We start from the raw sequence: 22,037 nt of genomic DNA on the forward strand, positions 1-22,037 counted from the left end.
TAAATGACAAAAAAATGAGAGAGACAAACTATCAAAATTTCGGAGCGCGAAGATATTCTGATGTTGAAATAGCTAGTGCACAGAGTTCATTCATGACCAAAGTATATGGTCGTATGAGTATCGGTCTTGTGATTACTGCCCTTACCGCTATGTTTATTGCCAATACCTATGAATTTGTTCAAATGGTAGCACAATTTAGATGGGGATTAATTATCGCACAATTAGGTTTAGTATTCGCAATTAGCGGAGCAATAAATAGAATGTCGTCTGCAACGGCTACAGTTCTATTTATTTTATACTCTGCATTAACAGGAGCTACTTTATCAAGTATCTTCTACATATATGATATTAATTCCATAGTCAGCACATTCTTTATTACTGCAGGTACATTTGTAGGTATGAGTGTTTATGGTATGACTACTAAAAAAGATCTTAGTTCTTGGGGTAGCTTACTAATTATGGGTCTATTCGGTATCATCATCGCTTCTATCGTAAATATGTTTATTGGTAGCAGTGGATTATACTGGATCATTTCTGTAGTTGGTGTATTGATATTTGTTGGTTTAATTGCTTACGATACACAAAAATTAAAAGAAATGAGCTATGCAATGATGGATGGAGAATCTGCTAACAAAATGGCGATTCTTGGAGCATTAAGCTTGTATTTAGATTTTATCAACTTATTCTTATACTTACTTCGTTTCTTTGGAGGGAGTAGAAGATAATTTTAATCGATATTACTCAAAGGTCAACATGAAAATGTTGGCCTTTTTTTACATCTCAGCATAGAGTGTTTTAATATTGGGATGAAGTGCAGGAGTAAACACGGCCTTTAACTGTCTGTCCTCTGTAATATACAAATGCATATTATTCAGACTACTTGTTCCTGGCTCAACTTCAAATTCATAGGTAGACGATTCTCTACCAATATTATCTACTTTTTGTTCTTGAAGGTTCCATGAAAAATCAACAATTTCAGTTTCCATAACGAGACGTACAGAAACTAAACTATCCCCTTGTCTAATTAAAGAAATGTAATTATCAGTATCGTCACTAATTTGTTGGGCTTCGCCATCACCGTCAAATTGAAAACTATTAATCACATACTGACCTTGTACTTGAGAAGCAACATCTATAGATAAATTTGAATCATCATTAGTAGTACATCCAATTAGAGAAAAAAGCAAAATAGTTAAGGCTGAAATAACAGATAGTTTCATAATGTATATGCTTGGTGTACTATTAATACATTTATATGATAGAAATAATTCTTTTTTAGTGAATAGAGTGAATTATCATACATGTAATATATTGTCGATTATTTAATATAAAACCTTAATCAAAAGAGCATATTCGATTAATGGATATTCATTTTATTTAAAATTACAATGTTAGTTTTCAGATAAAAAAAGAAGATAATCAATCATTTTTATTGATTCTTTTAACTTCTATACGCCTTAATTTATCATATTTCTTTACATTTTTATAGGTGAAATTATTGATAATGAAGTGAGAACTTGATGTTGATGAATAGAATAATATCACCCTATTTTTAAATAATTTATATTTTTATTACATATATTAGCACCGCAAACAAAGACCAATTCATAGAAAGAACTTACTTTTTTCAACTATTAAAATCTAATACTGGACTGGTATTTATATAAGCAAACAAATCAATTTTTTATATTTTAATTCAACTAATCATGCTAAAAAAAGTAACTACAGCATTCTTCATTATGCTAACTCTTAGTCTATTTTCATGTACAGAGAATGATAAAACTGAGGAAGAACTCGATCCTATCAAAGGTACTTGGCAATTAACTGCACTAAATGGAACATCGACAACCGATTGGGGGTATACAGTTGAAACTACAAAAACTAAAGCTGTTAATATTGATGTGACCTATCAATTTCTCGACAATAATATCTTAGTAGTGGAGGGAACTGCTGATTCTGAACAATATGATGCAGATGGAAACCTAATTTTAGCAGCAAGAGGTGTTCAACATAATCGTACAGATTATTGGGAAGTAAACGAAGACCTTGATGAACTCTATTTTGCTATTGAAGGTGGGTTTTTCGAAGAGTATTGGGAAATAACTTCACTCACTCCTAATAAAATAGTAGCTAAACATGTTATGGAAAATGATTTTGGTGAGTTATCTACTGAACATATCGTAATCATGGAGTTAGAGCGTTAATTCTTATTTTTTAAACAATCATTTTTTTATATTTTATTTAAACTAATCATGCTAAAAAAAGCGACTACTGCAGTTTTAATTGCAATTACTTTAGGATTATTCTCTTGTTCTGGAAATGAGACTGTTAGTGACCTCCTCAGAGAAAATCACCTCATTTATGGTACTTGGAACCTGAAAGCTGTTGAAAGCACTCAGAAAATATCCTTTATTGAAGGTGATGAAGTAATAGAATTTCCTGATCAAATTGTGGTTTATGAGAATATCAATATCACAATGGAATTTAAAACTGACAAAACAGTAGAAACAAAAGGTACAACTGATATTAAGACCTTAGATGAAGATGGTAGTACTATTATTACTCTCTTAAACCAAGCTGTTCTAGGTACTCAAAATTGGGACTTTGACGATGAGGAGAATATTATCATACAAGGTGCTGATGGGTTACCTGAATTAATGATCATTGAAAAACTTACAGAAACAGAATTAGAGGTAACTAGTAATAAAGTTCAAGAAGTCGACAATGGCTTCTATACGCAAAAAGTAGAGGCTAATGCATACATGAAATTAGAAAGATAGTAATCAATAATACATTGATTTTGAAACCACTTCAAGAAATTGAAGTGGTTTTTTATTTACTTTGCACAAATCACAACTATTACGCTATTGAAAAAAATTGATCTCAATGCCGATTTAGGAGAAGGTTTTCCATACGATGAACAGCTTCTACGCTATGTTTCCTCTTGTAATATCGCTTGCGGTGGTCATTCTGGTGATGCACAAAGCATGAAGTCTACCCTACTTCTTGCACAAAAAAACAATGTAAATATCGGGGCACATCCTAGCTATCCAGATAAAGAGAATTTCGGAAGAAAAGCAATGGATATTGGTGCACAAACATTACTCTCCTCTCTCATCAAACAATGCGATGATTTGATAAAAATTGCCATTGAATTGAATGTAAAAGTAAATTATATCAAACCACATGGGGCTTTGTATAATAAAGCAATGAGTGACATATCGACAGCTCAAATCATCATAAAATTGATAGAAAATTACAATGGACATCTCGCTTTAATGAGTATGCCTAATAGTATTTTGGAAACTCTTTGTAAGGAGAAAAACATCACTTTTATTAAAGAAGGATTTGCTGATAGACGTTATACTACTGATGGAAAATTGGTAGCTAGATCAGAAAGTCATGCCGTAATACATGATAAAGAAGAAGTTTGGCAACAAGTAGAAGAGATCGTCAAAAACAAAAGAGTCATTGATGAAAATGGCCAATATATTTCAATGTCCGTAGACAGTATCTGTTTCCACGGAGACACTCCAGAAGCTTTGGAAGAACTTCAATTTGTCTATCAAAAGTTGTCTGAGGAGCATATTCAAATTCAATCGATTTTATAATATGGAGATCAAACAATTTGGGGAAAGGGCTTTGATCATTCAGTTTGAAAACATCATTTCTGAAAAAGTTCATCAAAAAGTAAAGGCGTATTATCAATATTTATCCAATAGGCATTTGGAGGGCATCACTTCTTTAATCCCTGCCTACACTTCAATTACTATTCAATTTGATGATGATTTAATCAACTTCTTTTCACTTTCTGAAATTATTCAATCCATTGATATTCATCAAAAAGAAAATCAACCACTGCAACGTATTGTAGAAATTCCTGTATGCTATGACGCTTCTTTAGGGTTAGACTTAGAAGTAGTAAGCCAACAACTTGATATATCCATTGATGAAATTATAGAACTACACACATCAAATTTATATACTGTTTACATGTTGGGGTTTTCTCCTGGCTTTATGTACTTAGGAGGCTTAGATTCTCGTTTATTTATTCCTCGAAAATCTACACCAAGGTTAAAAATTCCTACAGGTGCCGTTGGGTTGGCCGATCAACAAACGGGAATTTACCCACAGGCTACACCTGGAGGCTGGCAAATTATTGGTCAGACTCCTTTATCTATATTTGAAGTCAATCAGCCACCAAAAGTAAAAATGGGTGATAAAGTAAAGTTCGAAGCCATCGACTTATCCACATTTCAACAGCTAAACCAGAATAACGTATGAGTTTCGAAATAATTGATGGAGGATTTCTCTCTACAATTCAGGATAATGGCCGTTGGGGAGTACAAGATCAAGGAATTCCTGTAAGCGGGTTCATGGACATGACCTCAGCCAATATCGCCAATGCCATATTGGGTAATGATCCCAATGCTCCCGTAATAGAAATGTGTATGAAAGGCATTACTTTACTCGCTCACATTCCATTTTCTGTCGCTTTTTATGGTGCCGATATGGAACTCAAAGTGAATGATGAAATCAATTCTCAAGGAAAAATCATCACTTTAAACCCCGGAGATCAATTAAAAATAGGATTTTCTAAAAAAGGCACCTATGGTTATCTTGCTTTCAAAGGAGTACTTGATATCCCTAAAATATATAACAGTGCCTCTACTTACCTACCTGCTAAATTTGGTGGATACTTTGGTAGAGCACTTCAAAAAGGGGATCGTATCACCTTGCTATGCCCTGAGCAATTACCCAAAAGACACAGTGTTATTAAAGCCAGAAATATATCATCAGAAAATCTTTTGGAATGTTTTGTTGGCCCTGAATGGAATTTGTTGACCGATCAACAAAAACAAAAAGTTATCAACAGCGAATTCACAATATCAAAAGATATCAACAGAATAGGTTATCGATTAGAAGGTGAGAAAATAGAAATGGAAAATCAAAAAGAAATCATCTCCTCAGGAATGGTCAAAGGCACAATACAGTTGACAAGTGGTGGTGATTTAATTATCATGATGGCCGATGCCCCTACCACCGGAGGTTATCTTAGAATATTGAACCTTAACAGCAAAGCCTGTGATAGTTTAGCACAGATGAATACAGGAGGAAAAGTAAAATTCAGTATCACGAATTAAACTATTGTATAATTCTACGAGCGTTAGCTTAACATCTCACGTTTTTCATTTTTCACTTTTAATTTTTAATTCAAAAAAAGGCCTAGCCTTCCAAAGAAAGCTAGACCTTCATCTATAGTAAAGTTCCAAATAAACAAGAAATCGCTCTTCACTCTTCCCTATTCACTCTTCACTTTAAATTTATCCCATGAATGGGTATTTGTAATCTGTTGGAGGAACAAATGTTTCTTTCAACGTTCTTGGAGTAGTCCAACGCATTAAGTTGATTGCTGAACCAGCTTTGTCGTTAGTACCTGAAGCTCTAGAACCACCGAAAGGTTGTTGACCTACTACTGCACCTGTTGGCTTGTCATTGATGTAGAAGTTACCTGCTGCATTCGACAATTTGCTAGTTGCCAACTCAATCGCGTAACGATCTTGAGCGAAGATAGCACCTGTTAATGCGTAAGTCGAAGTATTGTTTACCAAGTACATAGCCTCATCGAAGTACTCTGCATCGTAAACGTAGATAGTAACGATTGGTCCAAAGATTTCTTCTACCATAGATTCGTAGTTAGGATCTTTAGTTACGATGATTGTTGGCTCAACGAAGTAACCTTTTGACTTGTCGTATCCACCACCTGCGATGATTTCACACATGTCAGAAGCATTCGCTCTGTCGATATAACCTGCACATTTATCAAATGACTTCTCGTTGATTACCGCAGTAAAGAAGTTTTTGAAATCATGTGGAGTACCCATGTGGTTGTTTTTGATATCGTTCGCATCGTCGATAATGTAACCTTTCACTTCATCCCACATGTTATTAGGAACATATACACGAGAAGCTGCAGAACATTTCTGACCTTGGAATTCGAATGCACCACGAGTAATTGCAGTGGCTAAACCTTTTGGAGTAGCTGATTTGTGTGCCAAGATAAAGTCTTTACCACCAGTTTCACCTACGATACGAGGGTATGTATTGTACTTCGCAATGTTGTTACCGATAGTAGCCCAAAGATCTTGGAATACGCCAGTTGAACCTGTAAAGTGAAGACCAGCAAATTCTGGGTGATTGAAGATCACATCACCTGCGTCTGGACCAGAAACATAAACAAGGTTGATTACACCGTCAGGTACACCAGCTTCTTTAAATACTTCCATCAATACGTTTGCAGAGTAAATCTGATCGTGTGATGGCTTCCAAACGATAGTGTTACCCATCATTGCAGGAGCAGTTGGTAAGTTACCTGCGATAGCCGTGAAGTTAAATGGAGTCAATGCGAAGATGAAACCTTCTAACGGACGGTATTCTAATCTATTCCACATGCCTGGAGCCGATTCAGGTTGATCCTGATAGATCTCAGTCATGAATTGAACGTTAAATCTTAAGAAGTCGATTAATTCACATGCTGAATCAATCTCTGCTTGGTGAGCAGTTTTTGACTGACCAATAACTGTTGCAGCATTAATTTTTGCTCTGTATGGTCCAGCTAATAAATCCGCAGCTTTCAAGAAAATAGAAGCACGGTGTTCCCAAGACAACTCAGCCCAAGCCTCTCTAGCGCCTAAAGCAGCGTTGATTGCTTGAGTTACATGGTCTTTATCGCCTTTATGATATTCACCTACAACATTTTGGTGATCGTGAGGAGATACACAAGTACCTAAATTGTCTGTTCTAACTTCTTGAGATCCAATGTACATTGGGATGTCAATTTTCTGAGATGACATCTCTTCGATTTTCGCTTGTAATTCTGCACGCTCAGGTGTACCCGGTGCATAGCTCTTGATCGGTTCGTTAACAGCTTTAGGTACGCTGAAAAATCCTTTTGCCATGGTAAATATTTATATTATGTAAATATGTGAATACTTGTATAGTATGTTGAGATTCCGTGGTTAGCGACATCTCTGTTTATAGTGTTACAAAAGTATGAATAAGAAGATGAAATGCAATATTATGGACTAGTATCCTTAATGATTTTAAATTATTTAATTCCTTATTGACTTAAAGAGGCAATCAAATGTTCTTTTCTGACCTATATTTAGCTATTTTTATTCTTTGATTTTAATCACCTACAATATTAAACCATGCAATTCAGATCATATCAATCAGAAGACAAAAACGATATCTTCAAAATATTTCATTCCAACTGCCCCAAATATTTTGATGTTAAAGACGAGGAGTATCTAATCGATTTCTTAGACAATTATACCGATGAAAATTACTTAGTAGTAGAAAATAGTAATGGGGAAATCATTGGCTGTGGAGGTCATTACACCAAAGAAGATAGACACGGCATCGCATGGGTAATGTTCGAAAGTGGAAGTTTAGGAGCACCAAACCTTATTACCATTGCCAAAGCTTTTTATGGGGAAATGGAACGTAGAATCATCAAAGAAGGGAAAAATTTACCGATCTACATCAATACGACTCAATTAATGGAAAAACTCTTTAATTACTTTGGTTTCGAAACCTATGAGAAGATTAAAGATGGATTTGGAGAAGGGTTGGATGAGTTTAAGATGAAGAAGCCAATGAAAGGTAGCAGGTAGCAGGTAGCAGGTAGCAGGTAGCAGGTAGCAGGTAGCAGGTAGCAGGTAGCAGGTAGCAGGTAGCAAATTTAACGCTCGTTTTAAGTAAAAGGTAAGAGGGAAGAAGTAAAACTGGTGCAAATGTTAAGCGTTAGCGACATTTGTGCCCATAAACGTTAGAGGTCTCCCGACCTCGGTTTTGAACTAAGGAACTAAGGAACTAAGGAAAGATATTTCGCTGATGAACTTAAATCAAAATCTGATATCATTTTTTCTCCATATTAAACCACTCAAATTTTAACAATGTGTTCAAAAAATGGGTTATACAAAAAAATACTTTTAACTAGTTACACGAACCACACCTGCTACCTGCTACCTAAAATTATTTCAAACATCGAAAAACCAAGAGATAAAACCACCCCCTCAAAAGAAACCACCCTCTCCTATTCCTAATTCATTGTATTTTCACTAATTTAGATATTCTAAAAGTTATCAACATTTTCAATCAGTGTGTTGATAGCTTGTTCACTGTCGTTTCATCATCATTTCTATCACATTGAAGCAGCAATCAGAAGCCTACGTTGAAGAGGAAATCGCCATTTATGGTGCGAGAGAAAATAACCTAAAGAATTTTGACCTTACATTTCCAAGAAATAAGCTCGTAGTTATTACTGGGGTTTCTGGAAGTGGGAAATCATCCTTAGCATTCGATACAATTTATGCTGAAGGTCAAAGACGTTATATGGAAAGTTTCTCTGCCTATGCCCGTTCCTTTATTGGGAATATGGAGCGTCCTGATGTCGATAAAATCGAGGGATTGAGTCCTGTGATTTCAATTGAACAAAAGACTACATCAAGAAATCCGCGTTCGACGGTGGGTACTACTACAGAGATTTATGATTTTCTCCGTCTACTTTATGCTAGAACAGGTGAAGCATTCTCTTATGTGACAGGTGAAAAAATGATCAAGCAGTCAGAAGATCAAATTATTGAGTTTCTGATGAGTCATTTTGATGAACAAAAAATGGTGATACTTGCCCCTGTTATTAAAGGTAGAAAAGGTCATTATAGAGAACTTTTTGTTCAGCTTCGTAAGCAAGGCTACAGCAAAGTGAGAATCGATGGTGAGATACAAGATCTTGTACCAAAAATGCAGGTCGATCGATACAAAACTCACGATATTGAGGTGGTTATCGATCGGGTAAAAGTAGTAGAAAAAGATCGTTTCCGCATTGCTCAATCTATAAAAACAGCAATGAAGGAAGGAAAGGGAATTATTGTATGCTTCTTCCCTGATGCTCCTAAAAAAGAACAAGTGAAGTATTTCTCTAAGTTCTTGATGGACCCAAAATCAGGAATTTCCTACGATGAACCTGCTCCTAACATGTTCTCCTTCAACTCTCCTTACGGTGCCTGTCCAACGTGTAATGGCTTGGGAGAAATTGAGGAAATTACGAAAGAAGCAGTCATTCCTGATGATAGTAAAAGTATTTTCAGTGGCGGAATCGTTCCTCTTGGTGAATATCGTGATATCTATATTTTTAAGATGATCGAACAACACCTTAAGCAAAGAGGCTTTTCGTTAACTACTCCAATAAATGAGCTAAGTGATGAAGCCATTGAGGTAGTGCTTTACGGTTCGGATGAAGAAATTGAGGTACTCAGTGCCAAAGATTCCAAATACGATAAAGCATGGATTACTCAGTTTGAAGGGGTCATCCCATTTTTAAAACGCCACGCCAATAGTAGTTCTGATAAAGTGAAAAACTGGGCGGAGGAATTTACGATCATCAAAAAATGTCCCACTTGCAATGGACAACGATTAAAGAAAGAATCACTGCATTTTAAAATTGCAGGTAAAAATATTGCTGAGTTAGCAGAAATGGATATCAAGGCTTTTGGTGATTGGATCAATAATGTGGATCCTGATTTAACTGAAAGGCAAAAGACCATTGGTGCAGAAGTTTTAAAAGAACTTCGCAAACGTACCGGCTTTTTGATAGACGTTGGTCTAGATTACCTCACGTTAAATAGATCTTTAAAAACACTTTCTGGAGGTGAAGCTCAACGTATTCGTTTGGCCACTCAGATTGGTACTCAGCTTGTCGGCGTATTGTATATTTTAGATGAGCCAAGTATCGGTTTACATCAAAGAGACAATGTGAAGCTAATTAAAGCCTTACAAGATCTTAGAGATTTAGGTAACTCCGTAATTGTGGTAGAACACGATAAAGACATGATGCTTGCCTCAGATTATATTTTGGATATTGGTCCAAAAGCAGGCTTACATGGCGGTAATGTCGTTGCTGCTGGAGAACCATCATCATTCCTAAAACAACATACTACCACTGCCGACTACCTAAGCGAGAAATTGGCTATTGAAGTTCCTAAGCAAAGAAGAAAAGGAAGTGGTAATGTGATCTCCCTCAAAGGAGCGAATGGTAACAACCTAAGAAACGTTTCTGTCGATTTTCCTTTGGGTAAAATGATTTGTGTAACGGGTGTATCTGGATCGGGTAAATCTACACTCATTCACGATACATTATATCCGATTCTAAATCAGAAAATCTATAAGTCGAAGAAGAATCCTAAAGAATACGAGTCGGTAGAAGGACTAAACTTTATCGATAAAGTCATTGAGGTAGATCAATCACCTATCGGTAGAACACCTCGTTCTAACCCTGCCACTTATACCGACATGTTCTCTGAAATTAGATCTTTGTTTACGAATCTACCCGAATCGAAGATTAGAGGATATAAACCCGGCCGATTCTCTTTTAATGTAAAAGGAGGTCGTTGTGAAACTTGTCAAGGTGCAGGTAAAAAGTTAATCGAGATGGATTTCCTTCCGGATGTCTATGTAGATTGTGAAGACTGTAAGGGCAAACGTTACAACAGAGAAACACTAGAGATCCGTTATAAAGGAAAATCAATTTCCGATGTTCTAAACATGACTGTGAATCAAGCAGTAGAATTCTTTGAGGCCTATCCTAAAATTCTTAGAAAGTTGACGGCATTAAAAGAAGTGGGATTAGGATATATCACTTTAGGTCAACATGCCACTACACTATCAGGAGGTGAAGCACAAAGAGTGAAACTAGCGACAGAATTATCGAAGAAAGATACTGGTAGAACATTCTACATTCTTGATGAACCTACAACAGGTCTTCACTTCGAAGATATCCAACATCTATTGAATGTATTACAGCAATTGGTAGAAAAAGGAAATACGGTATTGGTCATCGAACATAACCTAGATGTGATCAAAGTATCGGATTATATCATCGACCTTGGTCCAGAAGGTGGTAAAGGTGGTGGACAAATCATTGCGAAAGGCACTCCTGAACAAGTTGCAAAAAGTAAGAAAAGCTACACTGCCAAATTTCTTAGAGATGAATTGAAAAATTCTTAAGATAAATGAATGATTATTCGCTTTTATCAACAAAACGGCGAATATATTATCGAATTTTTGGATGATTAGGGTAATTATTTGTATTATCGAAATATTGACTCTATATTTGAGATACCAACCAATTCAATTATCATTTCTTACTTGAGTATAAACTCAGGAAAAAAAGCACTTTGATCACGAAGATCAAAGTGCTTTTTTATTATATTGTATGATATATTAAATTTCAATTTAACTAACTATAGCTCTCTTACTATGGAAAACTCATATGGTATTATGGGAACGATTATTTATATCGCAGTAATCGTTCTGTCCATACTTGCGTATTGGAAACTTTTTGAAAAAGCTGGTAAACCCGGTTGGGCATCTATTATCCCAATCTATAATGCAATTGTACTTTTAGAAATCGTAGGCAAACCATGGTGGTGGGTTCTATTATTTTTAATCCCTGTGGTGAACATCATTTTATTTATTTATGTCACACACCTTTTTGCTACTAGTTACGGAAAGGATATAATCTATACTATTGGATTACTTTTACTACCCTTCGTTTTTGGAGTGCTAATGGCATTTGATAATGATACAAGATATGTTGGTCCAACAGGATGATCTATAATAAAAAAGCCAATAAAGAAGTTATCTTTATTGGCTTTTTTATTTATTCAAAATGATAATTACAACTTCATATCCGTTTGATCAAACGGTACATTATTCAACATATTTTGTTTATCCTCTTTCTTTAACCTTAAATCTGAGATCACATTATGGATACTTGGATTACTCATCGCAAATAAGATCATAGAAACCACATAAAGACCAAAAACCAAAGGTTCTAAAGTTAATCTATACAGTACTGCTACGATAATCGGAGGAATAGACAAAGGAATAAATTTAAAGAACTGTGCCTTTAATAATAGAGTCAATCGAAAAGGAAGTGACGGTTCCTTTCTAATTTCCTTCAGCTTACTATTGTACTTTTTGTACTCTACCATTGAAACACCTATAATTAAAACGGCTAATATTGCAATAATAATTTCACCTAGAGGATCAATGACAGGTTCTATTTCTACTACTTCGGAAGAATTCTGTAAATACCAAAATAAGGCAAAAGGTACAGAAATACTTGCCAATCCGTAAAAACAAATTCTTAATTTATTGACCATATCAAAAGGTTCTTTAAACCCTTCGAAAAATGATGGCTTTTTATTGTTCATATCTAATTTCAAATTACAGATTCAACCATTTAACTCATTAAATTAAAAATAGTTGAAACTAATGAAGTTCATTTTTTACAAATTTCGGTATTATAAAAAAAATCCGCAACACACGTATGTATTGCGGATCATATATTAACAAATCAAATGATTTGATTACTTACCTTTTTCTTCAGAAGATTGAGCGTTTTGCTCGTCCTCGTAGATTTTATTCAAACCGTCGATAACATCTTGAGTAATGTCTTCTACGTTTGGAGTAGACCAGATTACAGTAGATGTAACACCATCGCTATAACCCAATACAATACTGTAGTTTTTATCAGCAGAATAGTTATCCAAGAATTCTTTTACTCTTTTTCTTACTTCAGTTTGAATAGCAATTTCTTCAGCTTGCAAACCTTGTGCTTGTGATTGTTGAGCTGCTTGTAATTCTTGTTGCTTTAATCCCAATTGCTCTTGCTTCTGACGAATATCGTTTTGAGACATCAAACCAGCTCTAGCTCTTTTCTCAAAGTTTTGCATTTCTCCTTGAAGTTTCACAGCACGAGTTTGTAAGCTCTTCTGTGCTTTCTCCATTTTCTTTTGCAATTCATTGTACTTGTCCTCACCGAACTTGTAGTATGTAGAAAGACTGTCGTTGTTGATGTAAGCAATTTTCATTGCTGAAGCTACTGTCTCAGTAGAAGCTGTTTGTTGAGCTTGTGGTTGTTGACATGCAAACATAGTTGCGATAATGCCAACTGCTAATAATAATTTCTTCACAGTATGTATTATTTTAATAAATAAGATGCTTTCGATGATGAGTTAATCTAGGTTGATATTCCCTACAAAAAGTCCTTTTTAATCTACCTATTGTGATTTTCACCGGCACAAATATAGTTAATTCATTGAAAGTGTAAAAAGTCCTATTCTTTCATTGTATATTAATAGGTACTTTTTAAGAAAAATGATGAAATTAGTAGGCTATTAAGCATAGAAACCTCTAAATTACTCTATGAACTTCGTAAACCCCGCGTTTCTTTATGCACTTCCCTTAGTGTTAGTGCCTTTGATAATTCACTTATTTAACTTCCAACGTTCATCGGAAGTTAAGTTTACCAATGTGGCTTTTTTACAAACCGTAAAGGAGATGTCGAACGCTCAAGATCGTTTGAAAAAAATATTGGTAATGATTGCCCGTATGCTTTTTATCTTAATGGCAATTTTGGCTTTTGCAAGACCTTATATTCCAAAAGAAAACGGATATGCTCTACTTAAAAACGATAAAGGTAAAGTAAGTATCTACATTGACAACTCTTACAGTATGCAAAGTGAGAGAAATGCCAAAACACTATTTGATGCCGCAAAAGACATTGGTAGAAATATACCAAATGTTTTTCCTGTTGGCTACAATTATCAAATTCTCGACAATCGTTTTACAGGTGGTTCACGCTATTTTATGAACCACGATAGAGCCGAGGAAGAAATTATTGGTTTAAACTATTCCAACTTCACTAGGACACTTCAAGAAGTCGAAAATTTCACTCAAGATGCTTTCAATAGAGAAAAAATTGATGAAGGGAAACAAGTATTCTGGATTTCAGATTTTCAAAAATCAACCATTGGTGCACTAGAAAACTTAGCATTTGATTCTGCAACAAATTATCACCTCATTCCTTTATCAGCTGATAAATTAGAAAACTTAAGAATCGATTCTGTTTGGTTGGACAAACCATTTATCAAGCAGAAAGAAAACAATAAGCTATACGTTCAAATATCCAATCTTGGAAATGCAGATGTAGAAGATAGGGAAGTGACTCTATTTGTAGATAAAGTTCAATCATCGAACACTACAATTAATCTTAAAGCTGCCGATACACAAACGGTAGAAATGGCTTTTGCTATCAGTGATCCTGGCAATAAACAATGCAAAGTAAGTATTTCTGACTACCCTGTAGATTTTGATAATGACCATTATTTCATTTTAAATGTGTCGCCTAATATCAATATTGCCATTATTTCTGATAACCCTAAAAAGTACTTAAACACGGTGTATCAGAATGAGCCTTTCTTGAACGCCACCACTTTTAAATCAAACTCTATAGATTACAGTGCTACAAACGGTGCAGATTTATTGATATTGGACCATGTGGATGTTATCAATGAGTCTTTGAATAATGTGATCTTAAATGGAATAAGAAATGGGACGAATATCGCCGTTTTCCCATCAGAAAATTTGGATATCGATAGTTATTCAAAAGCATTTGGAACACTTATCAGTAAAAATAAAATTGAAGACGGTGCAGAGATGATTGGAACGCAAGTTCCTCCTTCAAGAGATCCTTTCTTTGCCAATGTATTTGAGAAAAAGGTAAAGAATATGAGTATGCCTGAAGGGAAGCCGCTCTACCAATGGCAAGGCAGAGGAGTAAGAACTTTATTGAGCTATAAGAACAGTCAGAGTTTCCTCTCTATCCAAGAAAATGCCCTACAGAGTAACTACTTTGCATCTGCTCCTCTACAACCAGAATACAGTAATTTTGGACGTCACGCCTTGTTTGTCCCTGTGATGTACCGAATGGCAATACTTAGTAAAACCCAGTCTGATAAATTATCATTTAAATTCAACGAGAAAAACCTTAGAGTTCGATTTGATGGATTAGAAAAAGGCGTCATTTATAAACTGAAACATGGCGATACCGAAATTATCCCAAGTCAGAAAGTAAATGCAGATGTACTCACATTCAAATTACCATCTGATGATATGGAGGCAGGCTGCTACGAAATTGTCAAAGCAGATAATGATACCGCCTCAATTGGTTATGTTGCCTTTAACTATGCAAAAGGTGAATCACAATTAAACAGTTACACCACTTCTGATCTTGAGAAGACCCTAGAATCTTATTCCAACATCAAGATCTATGAAAATATTAAAGCAGATAGTTTCACTCAAGTATTTAACGAAAGTAATATCGCTCAACCGATATGGAAATACTTCTTGTATTCTGCCTTATTATTCTTGCTTATTGAAATGGCTTTAATTCGATTTTGGAAAACAAAACCTTAATTAATTTCAACCAATTAGTGAGAGTAAGTTTTATAAAATGAAAGGGATGTTGAATTGATCAACATCCCTTTCATTTTATTCTTCATCATCCTCTTCTTCTTCACTTGGTATTTGTGATTTATAGAATAGAATCTGTTCATCTTTCATGGCAATTTCTTTCTGAAGAGCTTTTCTTACTTCTTCCAACTCCTTCTGTCTTCTCTCCATCTCCTCCTGAGTTGCTTGTAATTCTTCAGTGTTCTGAAGCATCTCTTCCTCACGAATTCTTAACTCCTGAGTTAAGGTTTGTGCTTCTTCAAGCAGTTTTGCCGTTCTTGTATTGTGTTTCGCAGAGGTAATGGCCGAAGCAATACTTTCGGAGACTCTTTCCACAAATTCGATCATGTATGGTTCCACAGTATTAAATGAAGCCAATTCTATAACGCCAAGTGCTTCTTCATTGAACTTTAAAGGCACCAACAATAAGCTTTTTGGAGAAGCGAGTCCTAACCCCGTAACTATTTTAGAATAGTCTTCAGGAATATCATCAATGTACAAAGATTCATTTTCTTGCCAACATCTACCTGCTAGGCCTTCACCATAATTCACTTGCTTGTTCAAAAATTTCTTTCTGTCAAATGCGTAACAAGCTTTCAATTGAAGGAACTTATCGGTTGTTTTATTATCCTCCTCAACCAAGAACATCATTCCTTGATTTGCTTTGAGATAGTCGACCAATTCTCTTAATACAATTTCATAAAGTCCGTCTACATTATCTAAATATTGTCTTGTAATTTCAGCAAACTTAGAAATTCCTTCATTTACCCATTGTCTCCTTTGATCTTCAATTGATACTTCTTTAAGACGGTCCCTCATTTTAATTAATGAGTTTCCTAAAACATCTTTATTTCCGAAAGTATCAAAGTCAGTTTCAAAATCCCCCTTACCTACTTTTTTCGCAAAATCCGAGGTTTGTTTGGTTCTTTCTATCAACAAATTCATGTTATAAATCGTCTTACCGATTTCATCTCCTGATGGGACACGAATGGAAGAAGAAACATCACCTTTAGCCAACCTCGAAATGGCTTTCTGCAACTTATCCACAGGTCTTGTGAAATTAGTAGAATAAGCATTGGCAACGATAAAACCGATAATGAATATAACAATTGTCGCTAAGCCTACATTTAATTTTAATTTATCTATGGAGGCGAAAGCTTCTTTTTCTTCTATTTCAGAAATAATAATCCAAGGCAGTTCTCTGATATTTAATAATGAATAGGAACTTAAGGCCTGTTTTCCTAAATAATTTTGAGCGATTATATTTCCAGAATGACCTTTAAGAGCATCTTGTACAGGAGCTGTATTCACTGACTTGGAAAGCACCGTTGTTCTTAAGGATTTTATTCTATTGATTTCTTCAATAGGTACATTTAAATCCAATAATTGTTGGTTGAATTTATCCGACTCCTCTACAAACAGTCTAGCATCACTTCTCATCAATTGATCTTTACCTACTAGATATGTCTCTCCCGTTGTTTCTAAACCTTCTTCCGCCCAATCTCCATCATCAGTCATTATGTTATTGATTTCAGATAGCGGAAGTGTTCCTATCAAAACAGCTACTTTCTCTAGTCCATCCCCTGTATTATCATATACTGGAGCAGCGAAGAATAATTGTAAATTACCATAGGCTCCTTCATAAGACACAAAATCGGATAGTATCACCATGTTTGGTCTGATCGAGTTTCTAGCCAATGTGAATGCTTGCCCTAAAGCTGATTGTCTGAAAACACCATCCATTAAGTTGGTTCCAAAATCAGCATTTTTAGAGACTGAATAAATCACATCTCCAGTATTAACACTTACCAATAAAAGGTCGGAAAATCCTTCTGCTTTTAAATATCTTCTAAATGATGAGTGATACCTCTCATGAATATCAGAATAGGCGGTTCTATCATTACCTCTATTCAATAAGTCCTTCTTACCAATGGGATTTTGATTCTGAGTGAGGTAAAGGTGCTGAAGAATGACCATCTTATCTGAGGCCTCATCAACGGAGTTGATCAGTTGTTTTGAGAAATTTTCTTGATCACTTAATTTCCTATCAATAGTAGAACGGTAATACTCCTTAAGTGTACGTCTCATTTTGACGATTTTACCTGGAGTATAATAGTAATCCATGATATCAAACGCAGAGGAGAATTCTAAAACAGCATCAGACACCATTCTACTTTGTGCCAACACACTGATATGTTTCTTAGAATTATCAATATAATTTTCTAAAGATCTACGTTTCACCTCCCTCACAGAGGTCAACTGACGAAATACAGCTTCTTCTAATGATTTTTTTGCAGAATAGTAACCAAGCAAGCCAACAGCTATACTCGATAGTGCAGCAATCAATAGTAGGTTAAGTAAAACTTTGATTCTTATACTGAGGTCCTTTAACCTTATTCCAGACTCTTTGTTGTTCGATAATTTTTCTTCCATAAATTACTAGAAGGCTTTTCTTCTATTTGCATCCTGCAATTCGAGTACCATGTTATTAAAGAACGTACAAAATAGAAAAGTATTTTTTTATTGATCAGGTATTTTGAAGCATCAACCAGGAGTATTCCTATTTTTTATCTTTATCGAAACCTTCAGTTGCTGTAGAAAAATAGACATAAAAAAAGAGGTTGATATTTCTATCAACCTCTTTCGAGTGCGGGTGGAGGGACTCGAACCCCCACGCCGTGAAGCACTAGATCCTAAGTCTAGCGTGTCTACCAATTTCACCACACCCGCTTTTGTGGTGCCTTTGTGTTTTAAAGCGATGCAAATATGCACGATTAAATTATTCTACGCAAGTACTTCTTGAAAATATCTACCAAATAAAAGTGAATACTCCCCTAACCACTTCTACATTAAAGCACTATTTTTCGTATTCAGAAGTGTTAAGTCATTGATAATAAAATACGTGTAGAACATAAAAAGATATTATTATCTTTGTGAAACTTTTTTCAGAAATCTGAAAAAAATATTTTGATTTACGTGAAAAGGGACCTTAACCCCCTGTAAGCAGTAAAAGTTATGGCAAAAAGAGTAGTAGTGGGTCTCTCTGGCGGAGTAGACTCTAGTGTAGCCGCTCACCTTCTAAAAGAGCAAGGCTATGATGTCATTGGTTTATTTATGATCAATTGGCACGACGGTAGTGTAACCATCCAAGGCGAATGTCCGTGGATTGACGATAGTAACGATGCACTACTTGTTGCAAATAAACTAAACATCCCTTTCCAAAGTGTTGACCTCTCTGAGCAATACAAAGAACGTATTGTCGATTACATGTTCTCTGAATATGAAGCAGGTCGTACCCCCAACCCAGATGTACTTTGTAACCGTGAGGTAAAGTTTGATGTCTTTATGGATATCGCAATGAGCCTAGGAGCTGATTATGTAGCTATGGGTCATTATTGCAGAAAAGACAGCTTTATTGATGAAAACGGAAAAGAAGTTTTTAGATTATTAGCGGGTGTAGATGGAAATAAAGATCAGAGTTATTTCTTATCTCAATTAAGTCAGGAGCAGTTATCAAAAGCTTTGTTCCCTATTGGAGAACTTACAAAGCCTCAAGTAAGAGAAATCGCTGCTGAGCAAGATTTAATCACAGCCAACAAAAAGGATTCTCAAGGGCTTTGCTTCATTGGTAAAGTAAAACTTCCCGATTTCCTAAAACAACAATTGATGCCTAAGACAGGTAATATTGTGGAGATTGCAGTGGATCATCCTATGTATGCTGAGAGAACAGCAGCTATAGAAAATGCATCTACAGAAGAGGAAAGATTAGCTTTAGAGACTTCTCCATACCAATACAAGCCTACTTATGGCAAAAAGGTAGGAGAACATCAAGGAGCACATTATTATACAATTGGTCAAAGAAAAGGCCTTGGTGTAGGCGGTACTCCACTTCCTTTATTTGTGATTGCCACAGATACTGAAACTAACACTATTTATACTGGACAAGGTGATCAACATTCAGGTTTAAATCGTCAGGGTTTAAAAGTTGAAAACGATGAAATCCATTGGGTTAGAGAAGACTTAAAGATGGAAGTGGGTGAGCAAAGAGAATACATGGCTCGTATCAGATACCGTCAGCCTCTTGAAAAGGTGACACTTTATAGAAAAGAAGACGGTCTATACTGTGTATTTGATAATAAACAATCTGGAATTTCTGCCGGACAGTTTATCACTTGGTACACAGAGGACGAATTGATTGGATCTGGAGTGATCAATCGATAAATCCTTAAAAATCATATATAAAAAAACTCGTATCAAAACCTCAGATTCGATTTCAGGGTTTTAATACGAGCTTTTTTATTTTTAATACTTTCTATTTCACCATAGCTTTCGCCATATTTTCACCTACTTTTTCAAATGAATAGGTAAATGCTTTAATCGTATTTTCAGTAAAATATTTACCCTCTTCCGAAGCCCAAACTGTAGTATACTCTTTTAGTTCTTCATCTGATAAATCCTTATACATATAAAAAGAATATGCAATCATTTGCTGTTGCAACTGCTGCATTATCATAGGAGGAAATGCCTGATTTGCTTGTGCTTGCATTTGTTCTTCTGTTAATTTCTCATTTGCAGGTGCCATAGAGTTTGCTCCCTTTAAAATAGATAACATCATGCTTTTCATCAAGTTCTCTGTCATTTCTACAGTACCTAACTCTTCGTTTAATGCTCCAATCAATAATATTCTTTCTTGAGATGGAGGATTAGTCCCCATATCTTGAAAGAAAGTCATTTGTTCTGCTTGCTTTGAAGGATCTTTTGAAGCGATCTCTCCTTGTTTTGCTTTTTCAACTAATGGATTATCATATAATTTGATGGCTGCTTTAAGCTTTTCTTCTGAGCAGTTTTTCATGTAATATTCCTCAAATGCATTGCTTAGCATTTGTGCGTTTAAAGAAGATTTCATTATTTTCTCAAACTTAGCATAATCTTCAGTGCTCATTGCTGCCTTACTTTGTTGAAGTTGAGCCTCAACCATTTGATCTACGCTTTCGAACTGACCTTCGATACCAGATACTTTGAATAATTCTTGTACTGTAGCTTTAGAACTTTGAGCAAAAGAGAATTGAGTACAGAACAGAAGAGTAATTAATCCAAAAATAACTCTTCTTGGGTGGAGTATGTTCATGATATGTTTAATTGATATATCAGATTCTTCTTCTTGAGAATCCTTTGTAGAATAAATATTGTACAGCTAAAATAATAAAGATCGTTGCAATGCTACTCAGAAAAGCTCTGAATAACGCCTTGGGCATAAATCCCCAATCCGCCGCTTCAATACTAAAAAGTAAAATATGATGTATTAAAACTTGAGGAATAACAAAGGTGATAAATGTACCAAATCCCATCTGTCCTATCAACGGAACATCAGATAGATCATAACCACCACTAGGTGCTGTTACTTTAATAATTTGATACCTTGTAAATGCCATCCCGACACAGGCTGCTGTATGAATACCAATAGAATCATAAAAAATATCCATTACAAAACCCATGACAAATGCAATGTTGAGCAACTTCATATTGTCTGCTCCAAAAGGTAACAAAACCAAGAAAGCCACATAAGGGAAGATCATTACATTTCCATCAAAAAATGTGAGATTTCTAAAAAATAAAACTTGTGCGAATAGATAGATAAAAAATACACCTACCTGTTTTAACCATATTTCTCTTCCCATTGCTATTCTTCTGCTATATTTTCTAGTGAATCCTTTTCGGCTCTAAACAACGATTTAGAAACGTACACATGATGTAGTTTAGAGAAATCGACGGAAACATCTATAGTTATTAACCAAAATCTTTCTGAAGGTACTCGACTTGCTTCAGATACAACACCAAGCATCACTCCTTCTGGATAAACAGTATTAAATCCTGATGTGGTAATTGTATCACCTACATTAATATCAAGATGTAATGGTAAATAATTGGCTGATGCTGTTGTCGGGTCTTGAGTATCCCATTTAACTGTACATAGATCACCTGTTCGTTTTAGCTCAGCAGAAACATTCATCTCTCTATGCAGTAAAGAGTAACAGGTAGCAAAATTATCGGATACCGTCTTAACTTGTCCTACCACTCCTGCTTGTGTCATTATACCCATTCCTGGCTCGATACCATCCTTACGACCTTTATTAAGCGTAATGTAATTGGCCATTCTGTACATGGAATTATTGATCACTCTTGCAGGAATAAAATCATAAGCAACGGTATCAGACATACCATAGAATAAATTCGTAATGTTTTCTTTTGATGAATCTGTTACAGAATCGCTTGCTATTCCTACTTGAAGAAGCTCAATTTGTTTTCTAAGAATAGCATTTTCATCCAAAAGCCCTTCGTTTACTTCAGTTAGATTAAAGTATTGAGTAACATTTGAAGTGGTATTATAGATACCCCCTACTAACGTATTGGAAGACGACAACACAATAGATCGTTGATAACTATTGTTATTCACGATTAACCCTGCGGCGACAATTTCCAAAAATAAAAAGAGAAGGAATACTCTATATCTAAATATAATGGCAAATAACTGACTCATGGAGTAACTAAAAAGCGACCTAAATTAAGGTAATAAACTCTCAAAAAATGAGGTGATTCAACGAATCATTCAATGAACAAATTTAATGAAATAAGTACAAACCTAAGCTTGATAATTTTATTTTTTCATTCAAACCTAA

The 22,037-nt window shown here is 35.2% G+C and carries 19 protein-coding genes and 1 tRNA gene; 11 read left to right on the plus strand and 9 right to left on the minus strand.

The annotated features are described in order from the left end of the window. The first annotated feature begins 14 nt into the window (after positions 1–14). Complete coding sequence (locus tag MY04_RS14190; RefSeq protein WP_066210570.1) at positions 15–725, plus strand: Bax inhibitor-1/YccA family protein; 711 nt, start codon at positions 15–17, stop codon at positions 723–725. Between the two features lie 48 nt (positions 726–773). On the opposite strand, the gene MY04_RS14195 is transcribed toward MY04_RS14190, so the two are convergent. Then, positions 774–1,220, minus strand: a complete 447-nt coding sequence (locus MY04_RS14195) for a hypothetical protein (protein ID WP_066210572.1) — start codon at positions 1,218–1,220, stop codon at positions 774–776. A 486-nt stretch (positions 1,221–1,706) separates the two neighbouring features. On the opposite strand from MY04_RS14195, the gene MY04_RS14200 reads away from it, so the two are divergent. Genes MY04_RS14200 through MY04_RS14220 form a run of 5 tightly spaced genes read left to right on the plus strand, consistent with a single transcriptional unit; the run spans position 1,707 to position 5,144 of the window. Further along, complete coding sequence (locus tag MY04_RS14200) at positions 1,707–2,204, plus strand: hypothetical protein (RefSeq protein WP_066210574.1); 498 nt, start codon at positions 1,707–1,709, stop codon at positions 2,202–2,204. Between the two features lie 48 nt (positions 2,205–2,252). Then, on the plus strand, positions 2,253–2,780 hold the full coding sequence (locus MY04_RS14205) for a hypothetical protein (protein WP_066210576.1): 528 nt from the start codon (positions 2,253–2,255) through the stop codon (positions 2,778–2,780). A gap of 39 nt (positions 2,781–2,819) precedes the next feature. After that, positions 2,820–3,611 (plus strand): 5-oxoprolinase subunit PxpA, encoded by a 792-nt coding sequence (gene pxpA, locus MY04_RS14210; protein ID WP_084005890.1) that lies wholly within the window; start codon positions 2,820–2,822, stop codon positions 3,609–3,611. A gap of 1 nt (position 3,612) precedes the next feature. Then, a complete protein-coding gene (pxpB, locus tag MY04_RS14215; protein WP_066210578.1) occupies positions 3,613–4,284 on the plus strand; it encodes a 5-oxoprolinase subunit PxpB in 672 nt (223 codons plus the stop codon). Further along, positions 4,281–5,144, plus strand: a complete 864-nt coding sequence (locus MY04_RS14220) for a biotin-dependent carboxyltransferase family protein (RefSeq protein WP_066210579.1) — start codon at positions 4,281–4,283, stop codon at positions 5,142–5,144. The genes pxpB and MY04_RS14220 overlap by 4 nt, the downstream gene beginning before the upstream one ends. A gap of 180 nt (positions 5,145–5,324) precedes the next feature. Here the strand turns inward: MY04_RS14220 and pruA are convergent, their stop codons facing one another. Beyond that, positions 5,325–6,959, minus strand: coding sequence for an L-glutamate gamma-semialdehyde dehydrogenase (gene pruA / locus MY04_RS14225; protein WP_066210580.1), 1,635 nt, complete (start codon positions 6,957–6,959; stop codon positions 5,325–5,327). A 252-nt stretch (positions 6,960–7,211) separates the two neighbouring features. Between pruA and MY04_RS14230 the strand changes: the two genes are divergently transcribed. The 3 genes from MY04_RS14230 to MY04_RS14240 all read left to right on the plus strand — a co-directional run bounded on the left by MY04_RS14230 (position 7,212) and on the right by MY04_RS14240 (position 11,673). After that, positions 7,212–7,676 (plus strand): hypothetical protein, encoded by a 465-nt coding sequence (locus MY04_RS14230; RefSeq protein ID WP_066210582.1) that lies wholly within the window; start codon positions 7,212–7,214, stop codon positions 7,674–7,676. A 535-nt stretch (positions 7,677–8,211) separates the two neighbouring features. Next, a complete protein-coding gene (gene uvrA / locus MY04_RS14235; protein WP_205958199.1) occupies positions 8,212–11,067 on the plus strand; it encodes an excinuclease ABC subunit UvrA in 2,856 nt (951 codons plus the stop codon). A gap of 252 nt (positions 11,068–11,319) precedes the next feature. Then, on the plus strand, positions 11,320–11,673 hold the full coding sequence (locus tag MY04_RS14240; RefSeq protein ID WP_066210586.1) for a DUF5684 domain-containing protein: 354 nt from the start codon (positions 11,320–11,322) through the stop codon (positions 11,671–11,673). Positions 11,674–11,738: 65 nt separating this feature from the next. Here the strand turns inward: MY04_RS14240 and MY04_RS14245 are convergent, their stop codons facing one another. Continuing rightward, positions 11,739–12,278 carry a hypothetical protein gene (locus tag MY04_RS14245; protein WP_066210588.1) on the minus strand — a complete coding sequence of 180 codons (540 nt, stop codon included), beginning with the start codon at positions 12,276–12,278 and terminating at the stop codon, positions 11,739–11,741. A 156-nt stretch (positions 12,279–12,434) separates the two neighbouring features. Continuing rightward, positions 12,435–13,040 (minus strand): OmpH family outer membrane protein, encoded by a 606-nt coding sequence (locus tag MY04_RS14250; RefSeq protein ID WP_066210590.1) that lies wholly within the window; start codon positions 13,038–13,040, stop codon positions 12,435–12,437. Positions 13,041–13,272: 232 nt separating this feature from the next. Between MY04_RS14250 and MY04_RS14255 the strand changes: the two genes are divergently transcribed. Continuing rightward, the gene (locus MY04_RS14255; protein WP_066210593.1) at positions 13,273–15,324 is read left to right on the plus strand and encodes a BatA domain-containing protein; all 2,052 of its coding nucleotides are present in this window, start codon (positions 13,273–13,275) and stop codon (positions 15,322–15,324) included. Positions 15,325–15,399: 75 nt separating this feature from the next. On the opposite strand, the gene MY04_RS14260 is transcribed toward MY04_RS14255, so the two are convergent. After that, positions 15,400–17,793, minus strand: coding sequence for a GAF domain-containing protein (locus MY04_RS14260; RefSeq protein ID WP_066210595.1), 2,394 nt, complete (start codon positions 17,791–17,793; stop codon positions 15,400–15,402). Between the two features lie 215 nt (positions 17,794–18,008). Continuing rightward, a tRNA-Leu gene (locus tag MY04_RS14265) sits at positions 18,009–18,090 on the minus strand. 285 nt (positions 18,091–18,375) lie between these two features. On the opposite strand from MY04_RS14265, the gene mnmA reads away from it, so the two are divergent. Further along, positions 18,376–19,581 (plus strand): tRNA 2-thiouridine(34) synthase MnmA, encoded by a 1,206-nt coding sequence (gene mnmA / locus MY04_RS14270; RefSeq protein WP_066210596.1) that lies wholly within the window; start codon positions 18,376–18,378, stop codon positions 19,579–19,581. A gap of 91 nt (positions 19,582–19,672) precedes the next feature. Here the strand turns inward: mnmA and MY04_RS14275 are convergent, their stop codons facing one another. From MY04_RS14275 to mreC, 3 genes are read right to left on the minus strand one after another with little or no spacing between them, the layout of a single operon-like run. Further along, a complete protein-coding gene (locus MY04_RS14275) occupies positions 19,673–20,488 on the minus strand; it encodes a hypothetical protein (RefSeq protein WP_066210598.1) in 816 nt (271 codons plus the stop codon). A gap of 19 nt (positions 20,489–20,507) precedes the next feature. Further along, a complete protein-coding gene (locus tag MY04_RS14280) occupies positions 20,508–21,038 on the minus strand; it encodes a hypothetical protein (RefSeq protein WP_066210600.1) in 531 nt (176 codons plus the stop codon). 2 nt (positions 21,039–21,040) lie between these two features. Next, positions 21,041–21,898 carry a rod shape-determining protein MreC gene (gene mreC, locus MY04_RS14285; RefSeq protein WP_066210602.1) on the minus strand — a complete coding sequence of 286 codons (858 nt, stop codon included), beginning with the start codon at positions 21,896–21,898 and terminating at the stop codon, positions 21,041–21,043. Positions 21,899–22,037 lie beyond the last annotated feature (139 nt).

The organism is Flammeovirga sp. MY04 (assembly GCF_001682195.2).
GTDB lineage: Bacteria > Bacteroidota > Bacteroidia > Cytophagales > Flammeovirgaceae > Flammeovirga > Flammeovirga yaeyamensis.

What these genes read in the sequence shown, in the direction of transcription:
- MY04_RS14280 (WP_066210600.1), bottom strand. Translation starts at nt 21,038, where the DNA reads ATGGGAAGAGAAATATGGTTAAAACAGGTAGGTGTATTTTTTATCTAT.
- pruA (WP_066210580.1), bottom strand. Translation starts at nt 6,959, where the DNA reads ATGGCAAAAGGATTTTTCAGCGTACCTAAAGCTGTTAACGAACCGATC.
- MY04_RS14240 (WP_066210586.1), top strand. Translation starts at nt 11,320, where the DNA reads ATGGAAAACTCATATGGTATTATGGGAACGATTATTTATATCGCAGTA.
- MY04_RS14275 (WP_066210598.1), bottom strand. Translation starts at nt 20,488, where the DNA reads ATGAACATACTCCACCCAAGAAGAGTTATTTTTGGATTAATTACTCTT.
- MY04_RS14190 (WP_066210570.1), top strand. Translation starts at nt 15, where the DNA reads ATGAGAGAGACAAACTATCAAAATTTCGGAGCGCGAAGATATTCTGAT.
- MY04_RS14195 (WP_066210572.1), bottom strand. Translation starts at nt 1,220, where the DNA reads ATGAAACTATCTGTTATTTCAGCCTTAACTATTTTGCTTTTTTCTCTA.
- MY04_RS14260 (WP_066210595.1), bottom strand. Translation starts at nt 17,793, where the DNA reads ATGGAAGAAAAATTATCGAACAACAAAGAGTCTGGAATAAGGTTAAAG.
- MY04_RS14255 (WP_066210593.1), top strand. Translation starts at nt 13,273, where the DNA reads ATGAACTTCGTAAACCCCGCGTTTCTTTATGCACTTCCCTTAGTGTTA.
- mnmA (WP_066210596.1), top strand. Translation starts at nt 18,376, where the DNA reads ATGGCAAAAAGAGTAGTAGTGGGTCTCTCTGGCGGAGTAGACTCTAGT.
- pxpB (WP_066210578.1), top strand. Translation starts at nt 3,613, where the DNA reads ATGGAGATCAAACAATTTGGGGAAAGGGCTTTGATCATTCAGTTTGAA.
- mreC (WP_066210602.1), bottom strand. Translation starts at nt 21,898, where the DNA reads ATGAGTCAGTTATTTGCCATTATATTTAGATATAGAGTATTCCTTCTC.
- MY04_RS14245 (WP_066210588.1), bottom strand. Translation starts at nt 12,278, where the DNA reads ATGAACAATAAAAAGCCATCATTTTTCGAAGGGTTTAAAGAACCTTTT.
- MY04_RS14230 (WP_066210582.1), top strand. Translation starts at nt 7,212, where the DNA reads ATGCAATTCAGATCATATCAATCAGAAGACAAAAACGATATCTTCAAA.
- MY04_RS14205 (WP_066210576.1), top strand. Translation starts at nt 2,253, where the DNA reads ATGCTAAAAAAAGCGACTACTGCAGTTTTAATTGCAATTACTTTAGGA.
- MY04_RS14200 (WP_066210574.1), top strand. Translation starts at nt 1,707, where the DNA reads ATGCTAAAAAAAGTAACTACAGCATTCTTCATTATGCTAACTCTTAGT.
- MY04_RS14220 (WP_066210579.1), top strand. Translation starts at nt 4,281, where the DNA reads ATGAGTTTCGAAATAATTGATGGAGGATTTCTCTCTACAATTCAGGAT.